The 16,201-nt window shown below is 35.9% G+C and carries 15 protein-coding genes; 2 read left to right on the forward strand and 13 right to left on the reverse strand.

Annotation, left to right across the window (positions count from 1 at the left end; genetic code table 11):
• Positions 1 to 67 precede the first annotated feature (67 nt).
• The gene (gene ytxJ, locus M2326_RS09620; RefSeq protein ID WP_264619350.1) at positions 68 to 451 is read left to right on the forward strand and encodes a bacillithiol system redox-active protein YtxJ; all 384 of its coding nucleotides are present in this window, start codon (positions 68 to 70) and stop codon (positions 449 to 451) included.
• A 346-nt stretch (positions 452 to 797) separates the two neighbouring features.
• Here ytxJ and M2326_RS09625 read toward each other — a convergent pair whose 3' ends face one another.
• Positions 798 to 1,964 (reverse strand): hypothetical protein, encoded by a 1,167-nt coding sequence (locus M2326_RS09625; RefSeq protein ID WP_264619351.1) that lies wholly within the window; start codon positions 1,962 to 1,964, stop codon positions 798 to 800.
• Positions 1,961 to 2,950: a DUF2157 domain-containing protein gene (locus tag M2326_RS09630; RefSeq protein ID WP_264619352.1), complete on the reverse strand. Its 990-nt coding sequence runs from the start codon at positions 2,948 to 2,950 to the stop codon at positions 1,961 to 1,963. The genes M2326_RS09625 and M2326_RS09630 overlap by 4 nt, the downstream gene beginning before the upstream one ends.
• 381 nt (positions 2,951 to 3,331) lie before the next feature.
• Between M2326_RS09630 and M2326_RS09635 the strand changes: the two genes are divergently transcribed.
• Positions 3,332 to 4,582 (forward strand): BamA/TamA family outer membrane protein, encoded by a 1,251-nt coding sequence (locus M2326_RS09635; RefSeq protein ID WP_264619353.1) that lies wholly within the window; start codon positions 3,332 to 3,334, stop codon positions 4,580 to 4,582.
• 96 nt (positions 4,583 to 4,678) lie between these two features.
• Here the strand turns inward: M2326_RS09635 and argH are convergent, their stop codons facing one another.
• The 11 genes from argH to M2326_RS09690 form a co-directional block, all read right to left on the reverse strand.
• Positions 4,679 to 5,959: an argininosuccinate lyase gene (argH, locus tag M2326_RS09640; RefSeq protein ID WP_264619354.1), complete on the reverse strand. Its 1,281-nt coding sequence runs from the start codon at positions 5,957 to 5,959 to the stop codon at positions 4,679 to 4,681.
• 65 nt (positions 5,960 to 6,024) lie between these two features.
• The gene (locus M2326_RS09645; RefSeq protein ID WP_264619355.1) at positions 6,025 to 6,402 is read right to left on the reverse strand and encodes a VOC family protein; all 378 of its coding nucleotides are present in this window, start codon (positions 6,400 to 6,402) and stop codon (positions 6,025 to 6,027) included.
• 137 nt (positions 6,403 to 6,539) lie between these two features.
• The gene (locus tag M2326_RS09650; protein WP_108740930.1) at positions 6,540 to 7,610 is read right to left on the reverse strand and encodes a M20 family metallo-hydrolase; all 1,071 of its coding nucleotides are present in this window, start codon (positions 7,608 to 7,610) and stop codon (positions 6,540 to 6,542) included.
• An 80-nt stretch (positions 7,611 to 7,690) separates the two neighbouring features.
• Complete coding sequence (argB, locus tag M2326_RS09655) at positions 7,691 to 8,476, reverse strand: acetylglutamate kinase (RefSeq protein WP_108740931.1); 786 nt, start codon at positions 8,474 to 8,476, stop codon at positions 7,691 to 7,693.
• Entirely contained in the window at positions 8,466 to 9,413 is a 948-nt protein-coding gene (locus tag M2326_RS09660) for an N-acetylornithine carbamoyltransferase (protein WP_264619356.1), read from the reverse strand. Before M2326_RS09660 ends, argB begins: the two co-directional genes overlap by 11 nt.
• A 251-nt stretch (positions 9,414 to 9,664) precedes the next feature.
• Positions 9,665 to 10,054 carry a GxxExxY protein gene (locus M2326_RS09665; protein ID WP_264619357.1) on the reverse strand — a complete coding sequence of 130 codons (390 nt, stop codon included), beginning with the start codon at positions 10,052 to 10,054 and terminating at the stop codon, positions 9,665 to 9,667.
• 187 nt (positions 10,055 to 10,241) lie between these two features.
• Positions 10,242 to 11,000 carry a glutamate 5-kinase gene (proB, locus tag M2326_RS09670; protein WP_264619358.1) on the reverse strand — a complete coding sequence of 253 codons (759 nt, stop codon included), beginning with the start codon at positions 10,998 to 11,000 and terminating at the stop codon, positions 10,242 to 10,244.
• A 99-nt stretch (positions 11,001 to 11,099) separates the two neighbouring features.
• On the reverse strand, positions 11,100 to 12,296 hold the full coding sequence (locus tag M2326_RS09675; protein WP_264619359.1) for a glutamate-5-semialdehyde dehydrogenase: 1,197 nt from the start codon (positions 12,294 to 12,296) through the stop codon (positions 11,100 to 11,102).
• A gap of 242 nt (positions 12,297 to 12,538) precedes the next feature.
• The gene (locus tag M2326_RS09680) at positions 12,539 to 13,678 is read right to left on the reverse strand and encodes an aspartate aminotransferase family protein (RefSeq protein WP_264619360.1); all 1,140 of its coding nucleotides are present in this window, start codon (positions 13,676 to 13,678) and stop codon (positions 12,539 to 12,541) included.
• Between the two features lie 79 nt (positions 13,679 to 13,757).
• Positions 13,758 to 14,735, reverse strand: coding sequence for an N-acetyl-gamma-glutamyl-phosphate reductase (gene argC, locus M2326_RS09685; protein WP_264619361.1), 978 nt, complete (start codon positions 14,733 to 14,735; stop codon positions 13,758 to 13,760).
• 254 nt (positions 14,736 to 14,989) lie between these two features.
• A complete protein-coding gene (locus tag M2326_RS09690) occupies positions 14,990 to 16,183 on the reverse strand; it encodes an argininosuccinate synthase (RefSeq protein ID WP_264619391.1) in 1,194 nt (397 codons plus the stop codon).
• Between the last annotated feature and the right edge of the window lie 18 nt (positions 16,184 to 16,201).

Genomic DNA, 16,201 nt, shown 5'->3' on the forward strand with positions numbered 1-16,201 from the left:
AAATTGACGGTTATAAACTGATTTATATCAGTTTGAAACGACAAAAAGTCAGAAAATAAGACAAATTATGAGTTTTTTAAAAAATATTTTCGGGGGTGATGACACTCCAAAACAAGAAAATAATAAAATGAATTGGACCGCATTGACGGATATTGCCCAATTGAACGAAATTGCGGCTAGTGAAAAACCAGTAGCCATCTTTAAACACAGTACGCGTTGCAGCATTAGCCGTATGGCATTGAAGCAATTCGAAAATGAATTTGATTCGGAAGCAGAGGTAACTCCTTATTTCTTAGATTTATTGGAGCACCGTGATATTTCGAACGAAATCGCTGCTAAGTTTGGTGTGTTTCATCAATCACCGCAGTTGATTGTAATTAAAAACGGTAAAGCGGTTTATGATGCTTCGCACAGTGATATCGATGCTGTGGAGTTGAAAAGTAAAATCTAGTTTTTGGAACATGGATGAAACGGATTCGGTGTCGCGAAGACCAAGATGAAAACGGAATTCTTTGTCTGGCTGAGCTTGTCGAAGCCTTGTTTTCAATAGAACTCGTTATTGGGACACGGATGAAACGGATTCGCTATCGCGAAAACGCTGATGAAAACACATTTAAAATTTAGCCACGAATTACACGAATTGTCACGAATTTTCAAATGTTTAAGTAATTGCACGAATTAAGAGTGTTAATTAACTGCAGATTGAAATTAAAATTTAGACACGAATTGCACTAATTTCCACGAATTAATTTCGTGCAAATTCGTGCAATTCGTGTCTTTTTCTTTTAAAAATGTTTTTAGAAATTACCTCCTGAACCGCCACCGCTAAAATCGCCTCCTCCAAACTCCATAGGGGAAGCTTCGGGTGCTACTTCTGGTTTGAGGCCAAATTGTGAGGTAAGGAGTAGAGCTTCGGTATGCATGAAGTCGCTTGTATTCATAAAACGATCAGGCTGAAAAGTAATACCCGTTGTTTTGTCTTTTAGTTTTTTGATACTGAAATAGGCTATTGCGAAAACGAGTAGGCCTCCAATTGTTAACGCTACTGCTGATGGTAGTACATGATAATAATTTCGAATGGTAAAAATCGTAAAACCACCAGTTGCCAATCCAATCCATAACATCGCTCGGTTTTGTTGTTTGAGAGCAGTACTAATATAAAATAGTGGCACTAAAAATGTAAATGCATAAAAGAACCACGCCATGGTAATATCACTATTGGGTGCAATTTCGTTACCCAATAAAACAACTGATAATTCTCGAACTACAAAATAATTACCAGAAATATAAAAAAGGACAAGGTTGAAGTATTTCAACCAAACCAATCCTTTTCGATAATAAGAAAATGGATTCTTGACAATCACTTTTTTACAAATAAAATAGAGTGTTATTGAGTATATCATCAAAACAAAAGGTAAAATAGTTTTACCAATACTCCCTAGTTCAAACAGACCAAAAACGACAATAGCTGTACTTGCTATAGCGAAAAATAATATCGAAATGGTTTTTAAATATCGTAAATAAGTCAAGCAAGCGGCAATTGAGGCTACAATAGCAATTAGCAATTCATTACCATCGCTTGTCACACCCACTGCGGCTGCCAAAAGAAGTTGTCCACCTATGATAAAAGTATCGTCATAACCTTGGCCTTTGATATTTTGCTTGGCAAAGAACTCAGTTCCTGCAAAGCCAACTGCTGCGAACAAGTAAATGAATACCGTTAAATTCCTCTCAATTGTATTTAGTCCTAACAAGGATATGAAAGCACAGATTGAACCATAGGCAAATGAGCCTAGAATGCACAAAGCAATTCTGAGGAATATATTTTTTTGATGTTTGAATTCAAGTAGTTTGCTCTCTACTTCATTCCGTTGCTCCTTCGTAATAAATCCTGCATTTTCTAAGGACTTTGCTTCAGCAATCAACTTTTGATTTTCTAGAAATTGGGTTTCGTACACTATCATTTCTTTATTTCGGTATTAAAATTCTTAATCATTTGAACAAATAACCACAGCATTCCAATGGTGTATAGTGGACTTAGGACCAGTAAGAATTCCCAGAACTCATCTAAATCTATCTCGTCTATTATAGTAAAAAAGCAAATATTAAAGCCAACAAAGCCGTAGATAAGGGTGAATATAAAAAGTGATATAGATTTTAAAGTATAACTTAAATGGTAAAAGTAATAGGTGACAGCTGCAAGAACAGGGACAAATAATAAATAATTTTCCTGATAGATGAGATTATTCAAGCAGGAAATTCCAATAAGGTGCTGTGCAAAAGTGAGGTAGACAAAACTAAAGTGAGTTTTGAAATTGGCCTTTTTACAGTAAAAATTCCAAGCCAAAAGTACTGCTCCAAAAGCTAGCGCGGCAAAGCTCAATGCAGTAGTGGTATAGATTTCGTTTTGAAGTATAGATTGTGGGGTAACGGTTAAGCCAATATAGGCAGCAAGCCCCGTAATTGATAAACTAAGAACATTTTTGTTATCGAAATAAAAGGTGGAGAATAGACCAATTACGGTCGGAATGATAGTGACCAAGCCATAATGTGTACCGAAAGCAGTGTATTGAACCTGTAAATAACCAATAAAAATGCAAGTCAGTAGATTGGCCGTAAGCACGATGTATTCCATAACCGGACTTTCAAATTCTGTCTTCGTTTTTTCAAATTTTGGTGCTTTTTTAAAGCTGAAATAATAGCAAACAAACATTAAAATTAAAACAAGTGCCAATAAAATCGAATGGCCTATGGTATCAATATTGTCATAAATCAATAAGCCAATACCCGTTGTGAACAGTGTAACTGATAAATAAAGGAATAGTTTTAATTCGGCATTTAAGGAAAAGATGTTCCGTGCGCGATAGCTTTTAATTTCGTTGAGCTGTTCCTCGTTGATGAATCCTTGTTCAAAGAGTGAGGATGATGCTTTTTGGTCTATGTCTTGCATAATGGTTTTGGTTGAAGTTCAAATGTAAGTATTAGTTAGCAAAATCATCATTCATTTTCAGCACAATTTAACCAAAACCTCTTAATTTTCAATGGTTCGACTCATTAGTTTTGTAGACTAATTAAATAGAAGTAGTTTATAGTAACAATTAATGAGCTGCGTTTTGTGGTATTGGTTGTTTTATATGGGATAACGGAAGTGTAAGAAAAAACAACTTTATATCGCTTGATGAAAAGTGTTGCTGTCTAGCCTTATTATATTTTACTTTTGAACTTACTTCCTACTAATTTATCACTTTTCCGTTTTTAGTAGCCAATATTTGCTGCAATTGGGATTTGATAAAAATTGTTTTCATATTTGTGAAAACAACAATTCATTTTAATGAGGTATATCTACTTTTTATTTCTTTTATGTACATCGCTTCAGGGGCAAGTTAAAACGATTAGAAATGTCACTTTTGATAATGTAAAAAAAATGGATATTGCTTTTTTGAATAAGTGTCTTCAAACTCAAGCAAATCAAGTTCTAGATAGTACAATTATACAAAAGGATGTTGCTTTTTTGGGTAGACTAAACGGAATAGCAAATGTTACTTATGCTGTGACGAAAGTAGATAAAAATCTTTACGACCTTACTTTTGATGTTGTAGAACAATTTAGTTTAATTCCGACACTGTCACTCTGGACTACCGAAAATAGTGTGGCCTATCGCGTTGGAGTTTATAATTTTAATTTTTTAGGCAAAAATAACACCTTAGGCGGTTTTTATCAATCTAATAAAAATGATTCGTACGGCATCGTATTTTCCGCGCCTTATCTTTTTTCGAAGAAAACAGGATTAGAAATAAATGCACAAAGTATTTCTACAGAAGAGCCTATTTTTTTATCAACTGGTGCAGCATCTTATGATTACCGCAATTCTTCGGTTGAAGTTTTAGGGCTATATCAATTTGATATTAAAAATAGTTTTAAGGTAGGTGTGAATGTATTTGATGAAAAGTATGACTATCTCAGTGGCGCAAAAGTAGCAGGAGTACCACTAGCACTTGAACATAAAAAAAAGATGCTTAAGCTAATTTATAATTTCAATGATTTGAAATATGATTTTTATTTGATTGAAGGCTTTAAATCTAAATTCCAATTTCAATACGTTTATATTGATAATGATTTCCAAAATAAACTTTTGATCGCTTGGAATGATCTTATGTATTTTAAAAAAGTGGGTTACAAAGGCAATTGGGCATCAAGGTTGCGTGTAGGTATCGCCTCTAATACTAATGATCCTTTTGCTCCTTTTTCTGTAGATAATAATTTGAATATTAGGGGTGTTGGTAATATTATCGATCGCGGTACGGGAACAATTGTTTTAAATTCAGAATTCAGAAAAACATTGTTTGAAAAAAAATGGTTTGTATTGCAAGGAAATGCATTTGTAGATAGTGGAACGTGGCGAAAAGCTGGTGGTGACTTGAGCGATTTGGTCGATTCAAATAACGTTCGAATTTATTCAGGCCTTGGACTACGATTCATTCATAAAACGATCTTTGATGCGATTTTTAGAATTGATTATGGTTTTGGTGTTACCAAAAACGGAACACAAGGCTTGGTAATTGGTGTTGGCCAATATTTTTAATACGCTAAATAGCGATCTTAAAATTCGGTAACAGAAAAAGGCTGTTCAGAAATTACATTCTGAACAGCCTTTTTTAGGTTTTATATCGAAAGCGAATTAATACGCGCGATTCATTTTTGCTTTTATTTCTGCTAAACAAAGGTTGTTGATACTTCCCTCGTGTGTGTGTTGGGTTGCTTTTGGAGATTCGTAAGTTCCTGCTTCCAATTGTTCTGCTACGGCTTTGTAAGCATCTCTAAAAGGCATTCCAGCTACTACCATTTCGTTTAATGTATCTACTGTAAACAAGTAGTTGTATTTTTTATCTGCTAAGATATTGTCTTTTACAGTAATGTCTTTGATAGAGAAAATTGCAATATCCAAACATGCTTTTAAGTTTTGAATGGCAGGAAACAATCCTTCTTTCAATAACTGCAAATCTCTGTGGTAACCACTTGGAAGGTTGTTGGTGATCAAAGTGATTTCGTATGGCAAAGCTTGAATTTTGTTACATTTTCCGCGAATCAATTCAAAAACATCTGGATTTTTCTTGTGAGGCATAATGCTAGAACCTGTGGTCAAATGTGCAGGTAAGCCGATGAAATCAAAATTCTGACTCATATACAAGCAAACGTCCATAGAAAATTTTGCCAAAGTAGCTGCTACGCTACTCATCGCAAAAGCCACTATTTTCTCTGATTTACCACGACTCATTTGTGCGGCAACCGAATTGTATTTTAGGGTTTCAAAACCTAGTTCTTTTGTAGTGAAGGTTCTGTTGATCGGGAAGGAGCTTCCGTAACCTGCTGCAGAACCCAATGGGTTTTGGTCTACAACTTTCAAAGCGGCATTCAACAAAGTAATGTCATCAATAAAACTTTCTGCATAAGCCGAAAACCACATTCCGAAAGATGATGGCATGGCGATTTGCAAATGCGTGTAACCTGGTAACAATACATTTTGGTACTTATCAGCCATTTCCATAAGTAAGTCAAAAGTTGTTTTGACTTGTTCTTTCATTTCGATCACAACATCTTTTAGGTACAAGTTCACATCAACCATCACTTGGTCGTTACGAGAGCGTGCTGTATGGATTTTTTTCCCTGCATCTCCTAGTTTTACCGTTAAAAGGTATTCGATTTTGGAGTGTACATCCTCAAAACTATCTTCGATTTCGAAATTTCCAGCTTCAGCATCCACAATGATTTCGTTTAGTGCTTCGACTAAAGAATCGGTTTCACTTGCTGTCAATAGTCCTATTTGACCTAGCATTTTTGCATGAGCGATAGAGCCCAAAGCATCGTATTTTGCTAGTACTAAATCCAATTCACGGTCGTTACCAACAGTAAAGTGTTCTATTTGCTTGTCAGTAGGTATTCCTTTTTCCCAAAGTTTCATGTTTGTGTTTTTTGTTTTGCAAAGATACTCAGAGTTGCCTCAGAGATTCGCAAAGTTTTTATTTTTTATTTAATTTTCCAAGGCGGATTAACTCGATTTTCTCCTGCGTAATACAATAGTAACTGATTGCCATCTAAATCTTTTAATCTAGCTTCTCTCCACAACCAAGGTTTATCATTTGGTAATTCTTCAAAAATAAATCCTTGTTTAATTAGGTCGTTAACCTTTTGGTCTAAATTTTCTATTTCGAAATAAATCCAAATTCCACTACCATTATTTTTATCATCCGATTGATGGAGTGAAAACGTTGTTCCGCCTTCAGGGCATACAAATCGTGCGTAATGTGATGTGGAATGTACGATCAATTTTAAGCCTAGTTTTTGGTAGAACTCAATTGATTTCTCAACATCTAAAACTGGTATTGTAATTTGGTTTAGATTCATCTTATTTCAATCGATTAACTATAAATATACTGCTTTACCCAAATCCCTAGCCCCGATAGTAGTGGAAATCCTTGTGGGGGCTTTTGTTTTGCCCCCACAAGATTGTAACGGATAGCGGGAAATAGCTCCCCATCATTTTACTGTTTCAAAAAATCTCCCAATATTTTGATGTACAAATCGATTCCTTCTTCAATTTCGTTTAAATAAATAAATTCATCTGCAGAGTGGGAACGTAGGGTGTCTCCAGGTCCTAGTTTCAATGATTGACAGCTCAAAACTGACTGATCTGAGAGGGTAGGAGAACCATAAGTAGTGCGGCCCAATGCGATTCCGGCTTGTACCAAACCGTGAGCTTCGGGTATTGACGAGGCGTTTAGGTGCATGGAGCGCGGGTTGACCTCTGCGTTCACATGTGCACGAACGGTTTCTAGAATTTCGGTATTGTTATAGCAGTCGTTCACACGGATATCTACCACCAAATCACAGTCAGATGGAACCACGTTATGTTGTTTTCCGGCATTGATTTGAGTTACCGTCATTTTTACAGGGCCCAATTGCTCTGAGATTTTATCGAAAGCATAGGTTTTAAACCATTCGATAATAGGCAGTGTTTTATAAATTGCGCTATCATCATTTTGGTGTGCGGCATGACTTGGTGTTCCTTTGACTTTGACGTCGAGTACCAATAATCCTTTTTCGGCAATAGCCAACTGCATCAAAGTCGGTTCACCCACAATGGCGCAGGATAGCTCAGGTAAATGTTTTAAAACGCTGTTCAATCCATTTTTACCACTGCTTTCTTCTTCTGCAGATGCGACCATAACTAAGTTGTAGGGCAAGTTTTCTTTTTCGTAAAAATGGACAAAAGTAGATAATAAAGAAACTAAGCAGCCACCTGCATCATTACTTCCTAATCCGTATAATTTTCCGTCTTTCACAAAGGCATTAAACGGGTCGTTAGTATAGGCTTGATTGGGTCTTACGGTATCGTGATGTGAATTTAAAAGGAGGGTAGGTTTGGTTTCTTCAAAATGTTTGTTGAATGCCCAAACATTATTATTCTCTCTTTTAAAAGGAATATCATTTTGATTGAACCAATTTTCTATTAGAAGTGCAGTCTGGTCTTCTTCGCTAGAAAAGGAGGGAGTCTCAATTAAAGCCTCTAAAAGTGAAATTGCTTCTTGCGTAAGGATTTCTATATTTTTCATTTATATCGGTTTTTAAACACAGTTTTCAGTAGATTTCACATATACTTTTGAAAGTCAAAGTGATTATTAGGTGTTTAATTTTATAATTGTATCGTTGTACATATAGTTTCTGTATTTTTCAACATTTTGTGGTGTCCGATTCGGATTTTTTGTACTCCTTTGTTCAAACTATTAAAACAGTTGTCTAATTTAGGAATCATTCCCGAATGAATCGCTTTTTCGTCTTTTAATTTTGAATACAATTCGGCATTCATATTCGCAATCACAGAACTATCATCTTCTGAATCGAATAAAACACCCGGTTTTTCGAAGCAATAATTTAACGTCACCTCATAAACCTCAGATAAAGCAATTGCCAATTCGCTTGCAATAGTATCAGCATTGGTATTGAGCAGTTGACCTTTTTTGTCGTGGGTGATTGCGCAAAAAACAGGCGTGATTCCGGCTTCGATTAGCGTTTGTAAAAGTGTCGTGTTTACCTTTTTGACATCGCCTACAAATCCGTAATCAATCGTGGGATGATTTCTTTTTTCAGACTGAATTAAATTTCCATCTGCGCCAGAAAATCCGATGGCATTGGTATTGTTTGCTTGCAATTGAGCAACTACTTCTTTGTTGATTTGTCCTGCATAAATCATGACAACTACCTCAAGCATAGCAGCATCTGTAATGCGACGTCCGTCAATCATTTGCGGAACAAGTCCAATGCTTTTGGCCATTTTGGTAGCTGATTTTCCGCCACCGTGAACTAATACTTTATGCCCTTCAATTTTAGAAAAATCGCTCAGAAACTGTTGTAATTCGTTGGCATCATCAATGATGTTTCCGCCAATTTTCACAAGGGTTACTATTTTTTTATTGCTCATTTTTCAATATTTTTTGAAGCACCAATTGTGCCGCATAGGTTCTATTATTTGCTTGTTCGATTACAATGGAGTTTTCGCTATCCAAGACTTCGTCAGCTACAACAACGTTACGACGCACAGGTAAGCAGTGCATGAATTTAGCATTGTTTGTCAAAGCCATTTTTGCTGCATTGACCGTCCAATTTGGGTCAGAATTGGTTATTTTACCGTAGTCGTTGTAATTACTCCAGTTTTTGGTATAGATAAAATCGGCATTCTCAAATGCTTTGTCTTGATCGTATTCTATTTTTGAATCCTTTGTGATTTCAGGATTTAGTTCATATCCTTCGGGATGGGTAATTACAAAATCAGCATCTTGCAACTGCATCATTTCTACAAAAGAGTTGGCTACCGCTTGTGGCAATGCTCTTGGGTGAGGTGCCCATGACAGTACTACTTTTGGTCTGTGTGCGGTTTTGTGCTCTTCCATTGTGATTGCATCTGCAAGGGATTGTAGTGGGTGACCTGTACAACCTTCCATGTTCACGATTGGCACAGTTGCATATTTTAAGAAACCTGCCAAAACGGTTTCGGCGTTGTCTTTTTCTTTGTCTACCAAACCGGCAAAAGCTCTGATGGCAACAATATCGCAGTATTGTGAAACAACTTCTGCTGCTTCTTTTATATGTTCAGATGCTCCTTTGTTCATAATGGCTCCATCTTCAAACTCCAAAGTCCATCCCTCATTGGTGAAGTTCATGACCATGACATTCATTCCTAAATTCAAGGCTGCTTTTTGCGTGCTTAATCGCGTACGTAGACTTGGATTAAAAAACAACATTCCGAGGGTTTTATGTTTTCCTAGTTTCTTATTCTTTAAGGGATTTTTTTTGATTTTCAAGGCATCTTTAACCCAGTCTGATAGGTTGTCGATGTTTTGTACTGAGATGTAATTCATTTTTTATGTATTTGAATTGTACTGATTTACTATTGTTGTGTTTTTATGGACGCGGATTGTACTGATTCGCTATCGCGAAAACGCGGATTAAAACTGATATTCTTCTTTTTGATTAGTACTGATTAGCTAAAGCTAATTTTGATTAGTACTGATTTATTATTGCTGCGTTTTTATGGACGCGGATTATACTGATTCGCTAAAGCTAATTTTGATTTGTACTGATTTAAGTTGCATGTGATTTAGCTTCTTCTTTATTTTCTTCGCTTTCTATTGTTTTCGAATACTTTTCTTTTAAACTCTGGTTTTGGACCAAAATTCATTAGTAATGCTACTTCACAATCTGTTGCCCGAAGATAATTGAGTATTTGATTTTCATATTGTTCATTTATGTGATCAACTGCTTTTAATTCCAATAATACTTTGTTCTCAACTATTAGGTCAACTACGTAATCACCGACTTGATGTTCTTTATAATAGACCGCTATTCTTTTTTCAGGTTCTACTACTAAATTTTTATTTCTTAATTCTATACATAAAGCGTTTTGATATACTTTTTCCAAAAAACCATATCCCAACTCATTGTAGACTTCATAAAAGGTCTTGATGATAACATTTGTAAGTACTTCGTGTAGTAAAGGCATACTTTCTAAATCATAAGCGTTGAAAAAACAATTAAGAGCATCTATAAGTCTATTGAAACACAATATAATAAATCCTTTTTAATTCAAATTAGCTTTAGCTAATCAAAAATGGTCACAATAGAATTAAAAAAATTCGTTTTAATCTGCGTTTTCGCGATAGCGAATCCGTTTCATCCGTGTCCTAACTCTACACAATCTTGGTAAAAGGTATTGTATTATTTATAGCATTCAAAATAAAGTTGTCATTTAACCCATTCACAATCCAAGTTTCAATATTGGCAGCTTTGGCTATTGCGGCAGCTTCAATTTTTGACTGCATACCACCAGTTCCATGTGATGATTTTGAGTCGCCTACTTCTTGTTGCATTAAATTCAAATCTGTTACAATCGAAATCGTTTCTGGATTTTTATCCTGAAAAGTAGCCTTGGTATAGATTCCGTTGGTATTAGTAGCGATGATCAAAATGTCAACATTCAGCAATACAGCCGTTAATGCTGCTAATTTATCGTTGTCACCAAATTTAATTTCGTCCGTAGCCACCGTATCATTTTCATTGATGATAGGAATATAATTATTTTTAACCAACACATTTATTGTATTGACAATATTGACTTTGGTATTTTCTTTTTCGAAATCAGAATAGGAGAGTAGACATTGTGACGTATGCAATCCTAAATCACTAAAATTTTCATGGTATATCCGCATTAAATGAGGTTGTCCAATAGACGCCAAAGCTTGCTTAACAAAAACTTCTTGGTCATTTTTATCTAATTTTACAAATTGTTTCGCTGCCGCAATCGCACCCGAACTCACAATTATAAATTCGTATTCGTCCTTCAAAGCCGCTATTTGCATACCAATATCCTCAATTTTTCCTCTCGAAATATGATTGGTTTCTTTGGTTAATGTGTTACTTCCTATTTTTAGTAAAATTCTTTTTTTCATTTTATGCTTTTAGCCTTTAGTTTTAACTATTGGCGTTATAGTTTGCATTTATATTTAAATCGGATACAGCCAATAGCTAATAGCCAAAAGCTTAATTAGCTATCGTATTTGTCCATCCCCGTAAACATACCATTTATTGGTTACCAAATGCTGTAAACCAATTGGTCCACGTTGGTGTAATTTGTCAGTGCTGATGGCCAATTCGCCACCTAAACCAAATTGTCCACCATCGGTAAAACGAGTCGAAGCATTGTGATATACAGATGCTGCGTCTACATTCTCCATGAATACTTGCGCATCATCTGGAACTTCCGTAATGATCGAAGCAGAGTGACCGCCACAATATTTATTAATTTTAGCAATCGCTTCTTCATCAGAATTCACGACCCCAATTACAATTTTATAATTCAAAAACTCTTCGTACCAAATTACTTCATTTTCAATTTCTGGAACCTGAGTCGCTTTTGCAAAGGCGCTATCTCCCAAAACTTCTACATTGAATTTTTGCAATTCGATAGCTAATTCCTTTGCAAAACTTTCCCAATTCGGAACTTTAGTATCTATTAAAACCTTGTCAAGAGCATTGCAAACTCCAATATTGGTTGTTTTTCCGTTAATGATGATGTCCATCGCTTTTTTCAAGTCGGCAGATTGATTCACATAAACAAAATTATTTCCACGACCACTTACAATTACTGGACAAGTAGCGAACTTTTTAGTGAATTCAATTAGTTTTTCGCCACCACGAGGAACGATTAAATCGACTTTTTGTGTTGGTTTTTCTAAGAATGCTTGTGTTTGTGCTCTATCATAATTCAAGTATTCAACACATTCTGTAGCAACGCCATTACTCTCTAATGCTTGGTGCCAAAGGCTCACAATTTTTTGGTTCGAAAGCAATGATTCTTTTCCGCCTTTCAACAAGATTTTGTTTCCCGACTTAAAAGCGATTCCTCCCGCTTCGACAGTGACGTCTGGGCGCGATTCGTAAATAATTAAAATAGTTCCAAAAGCAGCCGTTTTATTGCTGATTTTCATTCCGTTCTCGTGTGTAAACGTGAAACGAACTTGCCCAACAGGGTCTTCCTGACTAGCCAATTGTTGCATCGAAAGGATCATGCCGTCCACTTTGGCATCATCAACCAGTAAACGTTTTTCCATAGCCAAATCATCACCGTTGTAATTGGCTAAATCTTGCTGGTTAATCGCTTTTAGGTTTTCTCTTTCTTGCTCTAATAAAGCTGCCATTGTAGTTAAAACAGCATTTCTTTTTTCGATTGGAAGTATTTTGTTCATTGTTTTTATTTTAATTGTTTTTGGGCGTGTCCCTATCGGGTCGGGCTATTTGTTCCCGCTTTTTTTATCAATTGCCACGGGTTTAAACCCGTGGCAATTGATAAAAAAGAGCTCCACTACTATCCCTCACGCAAAATAGTATGATTTCAACTATTTAAATCAATTTGATAATTGTGCCACATACTGTGGCACAATTGAGTTTATATTCTATTAAAAATAAAACTCTTGAAAAAGGTTAATCTTTACCCTTTCAACTCCGCCAACGACTCTTGCAATGCTACAATGAATGTATCAATAGCAGCAGTAGTAATTGTCAAAGGAGGCAAGATTCTCAATAAATTTTTATTGTTTGCTCCTCCGGTAAAAATATGTTTTTCAATAATCATTTTCTTTCTCAAGGCACTTACATCGAAATCAAATTCAACTCCAATCATTAATCCTCTACCTTTTACTTTTATGATTTCCGGAACTGCTTTGATCGCTTCCAAAAAGTAGGCTTCAATTTTGGTAGCGTTTGCCATCAAGTTTTCTTTTTCTATTACTTCAAGAACAGCAATACTTGCAGCACAAGCCAAATGACTTCCACCAAAAGTAGTTCCTAGTAATCCGTAGCTTGCTTTGAATTGAGGAGCAATTAAAATTCCGCCAATCGGGAAACCATTACCCATACCTTTTGCCATGCAAATAATATCTGGTGTGATGCCGTGAAATTGGTGCGCAAAGAATTTTCCGCTTCTTCCAAAACCAGATTGTACTTCATCCATGATTAGAACTACGTCATGAGCTTTACAAACTTTCTCCAACGCCTGAAAAAATTCCGTTGTTCCTTGGTCCAAACCACCAACACCTTGAATAGGCTCGATGATAACCGCACAAACATCTCCTTTTTTCAATTCGGCTTCTACCAAATCAATTTCGTTCAAGGGTAAAAAAGTAACTACTTGTTGCGCATTAATCGGTGCAACAATTTTCGGATTATCTGTTGTAGCAACAGCTGCAGAGGTACGTCCGTGAAAGGCGTTATTAAAAGATATAACTCTTGTTTTATTGGTATGAAAAGAAGCCATTTTCAAAGCATTCTCATTGGCTTCAGCTCCAGAAGAACACAAAAACAAGCTATAATCGGTATAACCGGATAGTTTTCCAAGTTTTTCTGCTAGTTCAACTTGCAATGGATTTTGAATCGCATTGGAGTAAAAACTCAAATTGTTCAATTGTTCGGTTACTTTGGCAACATAATACGGTTGCGTATGTCCAATAGAAATTACTCCGTGACCAGAGTATAAATCTAAATATTCAATTCCTTTGTCGTCTGTAATGGTGCAATCTAATGCTTTTACAGGTGTGATAGGGTATAATGGGTAAACGTCAAATAAGTTCATTTTTTTTTGTTTTTTTGTTTTAAGGTTTCAAGTTTCAAGTTCTCGGAATAACTTGAAACTAGAAACTTGAAACAAATTTTTAAAATCCACTCGGTTTCAAATGCAATCCTGTAGTTTCATCCAATCCAAACATTAAATTCATGTTTTGAATGGCTTGACCAGAGGCGCCTTTGAGTAAATTATCGATAACAGAGGTTATCAAAACCCGATTTCCTTTTTTCAATAAACTAATAATACATTTGTTGGTTTGTACTACTTGCTTCATGTTGATGTTGGTTGTCGTAACGGTAACAAATGGTTGGTCTGCATAGAAAGCTTCGTATTTGGCAACCAAATCTTCTAAGCTTTCTTCTGATTTTGTATATAAAGTAGCGAAGATTCCTCTTGGGAAATCACCTCTGTTGGGTACAAAAATCAATTCATCTGAATAAGATGCTTGTAATTGATTGATACTTTGGTTTATTTCGCCCAAATGTTGGTGTTCGAATGCTTTGTAGTGTGAGAAGTTGTTGTTTCTCCAACTAAAATGTGAGGTTGCTGATAAACTTACACCTGCACCTGTACTACCCGTAGTTGCGTTGATGTGAACATCTTCGCTCAACAATCCGTCTGCTGCTAGTGGCAATAATGCCAATTGAATAGCGGTTGCAAAACATCCTGGATTAGCAATATGTTGTGCTTTTTTGATATTGGCTTTGTTCAATTCTGGAAGTCCATAAACAAATGATTTTCCGTCAAATTGATTGTCTTTGGTCAAACGGAAGTCGTTTCCTAAATCGATGATTTTGGTCGCGTCAGAGAATGTATTATTTTCTAGAAACGAAATTGATTTTCCGTGTCCTAAACACAAGAAAAGCACGTCTACATTTGGGTTAACGGTATCGGTGAAATTCATATCAATATCGCCCATCAAATCTTGGTGCGCAGTAGTTAATGGTTTTCCAGCGTTTGTGGTGCTGTAGACAAAATCTAGTTTTGCATTAGGGTGAAACATCAAGATTCTAATTAATTCTCCTGCTGTATATCCCGAACCTCCAATTATTCCGATTGAAATCATAACTCTTTGTTTTTAAACATTTTTATTATTTTAACCATTAAGAAATTAAGTTTTATTCATTTGAATTTTTCTTGATTTCTTAATGGTTTAAAAAGATTGTAAAAGTTCATTTGAAAAACTTAAACTTTCTCTTTAGCCCCGATAGCAGTGAAAATCCTTTTTGGGCTGGGGTTCAGCCCAAAAAGATTGTAACGAATAGCGGGACGGAATTTCCTGCATAGCAAAATGTTTCTGCTCCTTAGAAAAACTTTTATTTATTCGTAAGTTTCGTTGTTTACTGCCGAAAATATGTTTTGAGCGTTACCCAAAATTTTGATAAACCCTTTGGCATCGTCAGACGTCCAAGCGTTATTCATTTCGCCATATTGACCAAAACTGTTTGTCATCAAGTCATTTTCAGACTCGATTCCGTCTAACACAAAATGATACGGTCTCAAAGTTACAAATACTTTTCCGTTTACATTTTTTTGCGTGTCTTCAAGGAAAGCCTCGATGTTACGCATCACAGGATCTAGAAATTGCCCTTCGTGGAAAAGCATTCCGTACCAGTTTCCTAGTTGCTCTTTCCAATATTGTTGCCATTTTCCTAGTGTGTGTTTCTCCAATAAATGGTGCCCTTTGATGATGATTAGGGGAGCAGCAGCTTCAAAACCAACTCTACCTTTAATTCCAATAATCGTGTCACCTACGTGCGTATCTCTACCAATTGCATAGGCATTGGCTAGTTTTTCTAGGGTTACAATATTGTTCGAAGGTTTGTCTTTTTTGCCGTTGATAGATACTAGTTCACCTTGCTTGAACTCAAGAGTTACTTTTTCTTCTCCTTCTTTTATCAATTGTGAAGGGTAAGCCTCGTTTGGTAACGATTGGTGTGAAGTCAAAGTTTCTTTTCCTCCAACAGATGTTCCCCAAAGACCTTTGTTGATGGAGTATTGTGCTTTTTCCCAAGAGTAGTGCACGCCGTTTTGAGCTAAATAATCAACTTCTTCTTGTCTTGACAATTTCAAGTCACGAATTGGAGTGATGATTTCGATCTCTGGAGCGATGGTGTGGAAAATAAGGTCAAAACGAATTTGGTCATTTCCTGCACCTGTACTACCATGTGCGATAGCGGTTGCTCCAATAGATTTAGCATATTTTATCGCTTCGATCGCTTGAAAAACTCTTTCGGCACTTACAGAAAGTGGGTAAGTATTGTTTTTTAAGACATTACCATAAATTAGATATTTGATTGCTTTGTCATAGTATTTGTCTACAATAGTAAGGTTGGCATGTTTGGCACTACCTAACTCATACGCGCGTTCCTCAATATCGTTAAGTTCTTGATCGTCAAATCCACCTGTGTTGATTAATACAGTGTGTACTTCGAATCCTTTTTCGTTTTTTAAATATTTAAGGCAATATGAGGTATCAAGACCTCCACTGTATGCTAGTACTACTTTTTTCATCATTTTTTACTTTTGGCC

Origin of the sequence: Flavobacterium psychraerolatum, assembly GCF_025960985.1 — a bacterium.
Taxonomy (GTDB): domain Bacteria; phylum Bacteroidota; class Bacteroidia; order Flavobacteriales; family Flavobacteriaceae; genus Flavobacterium.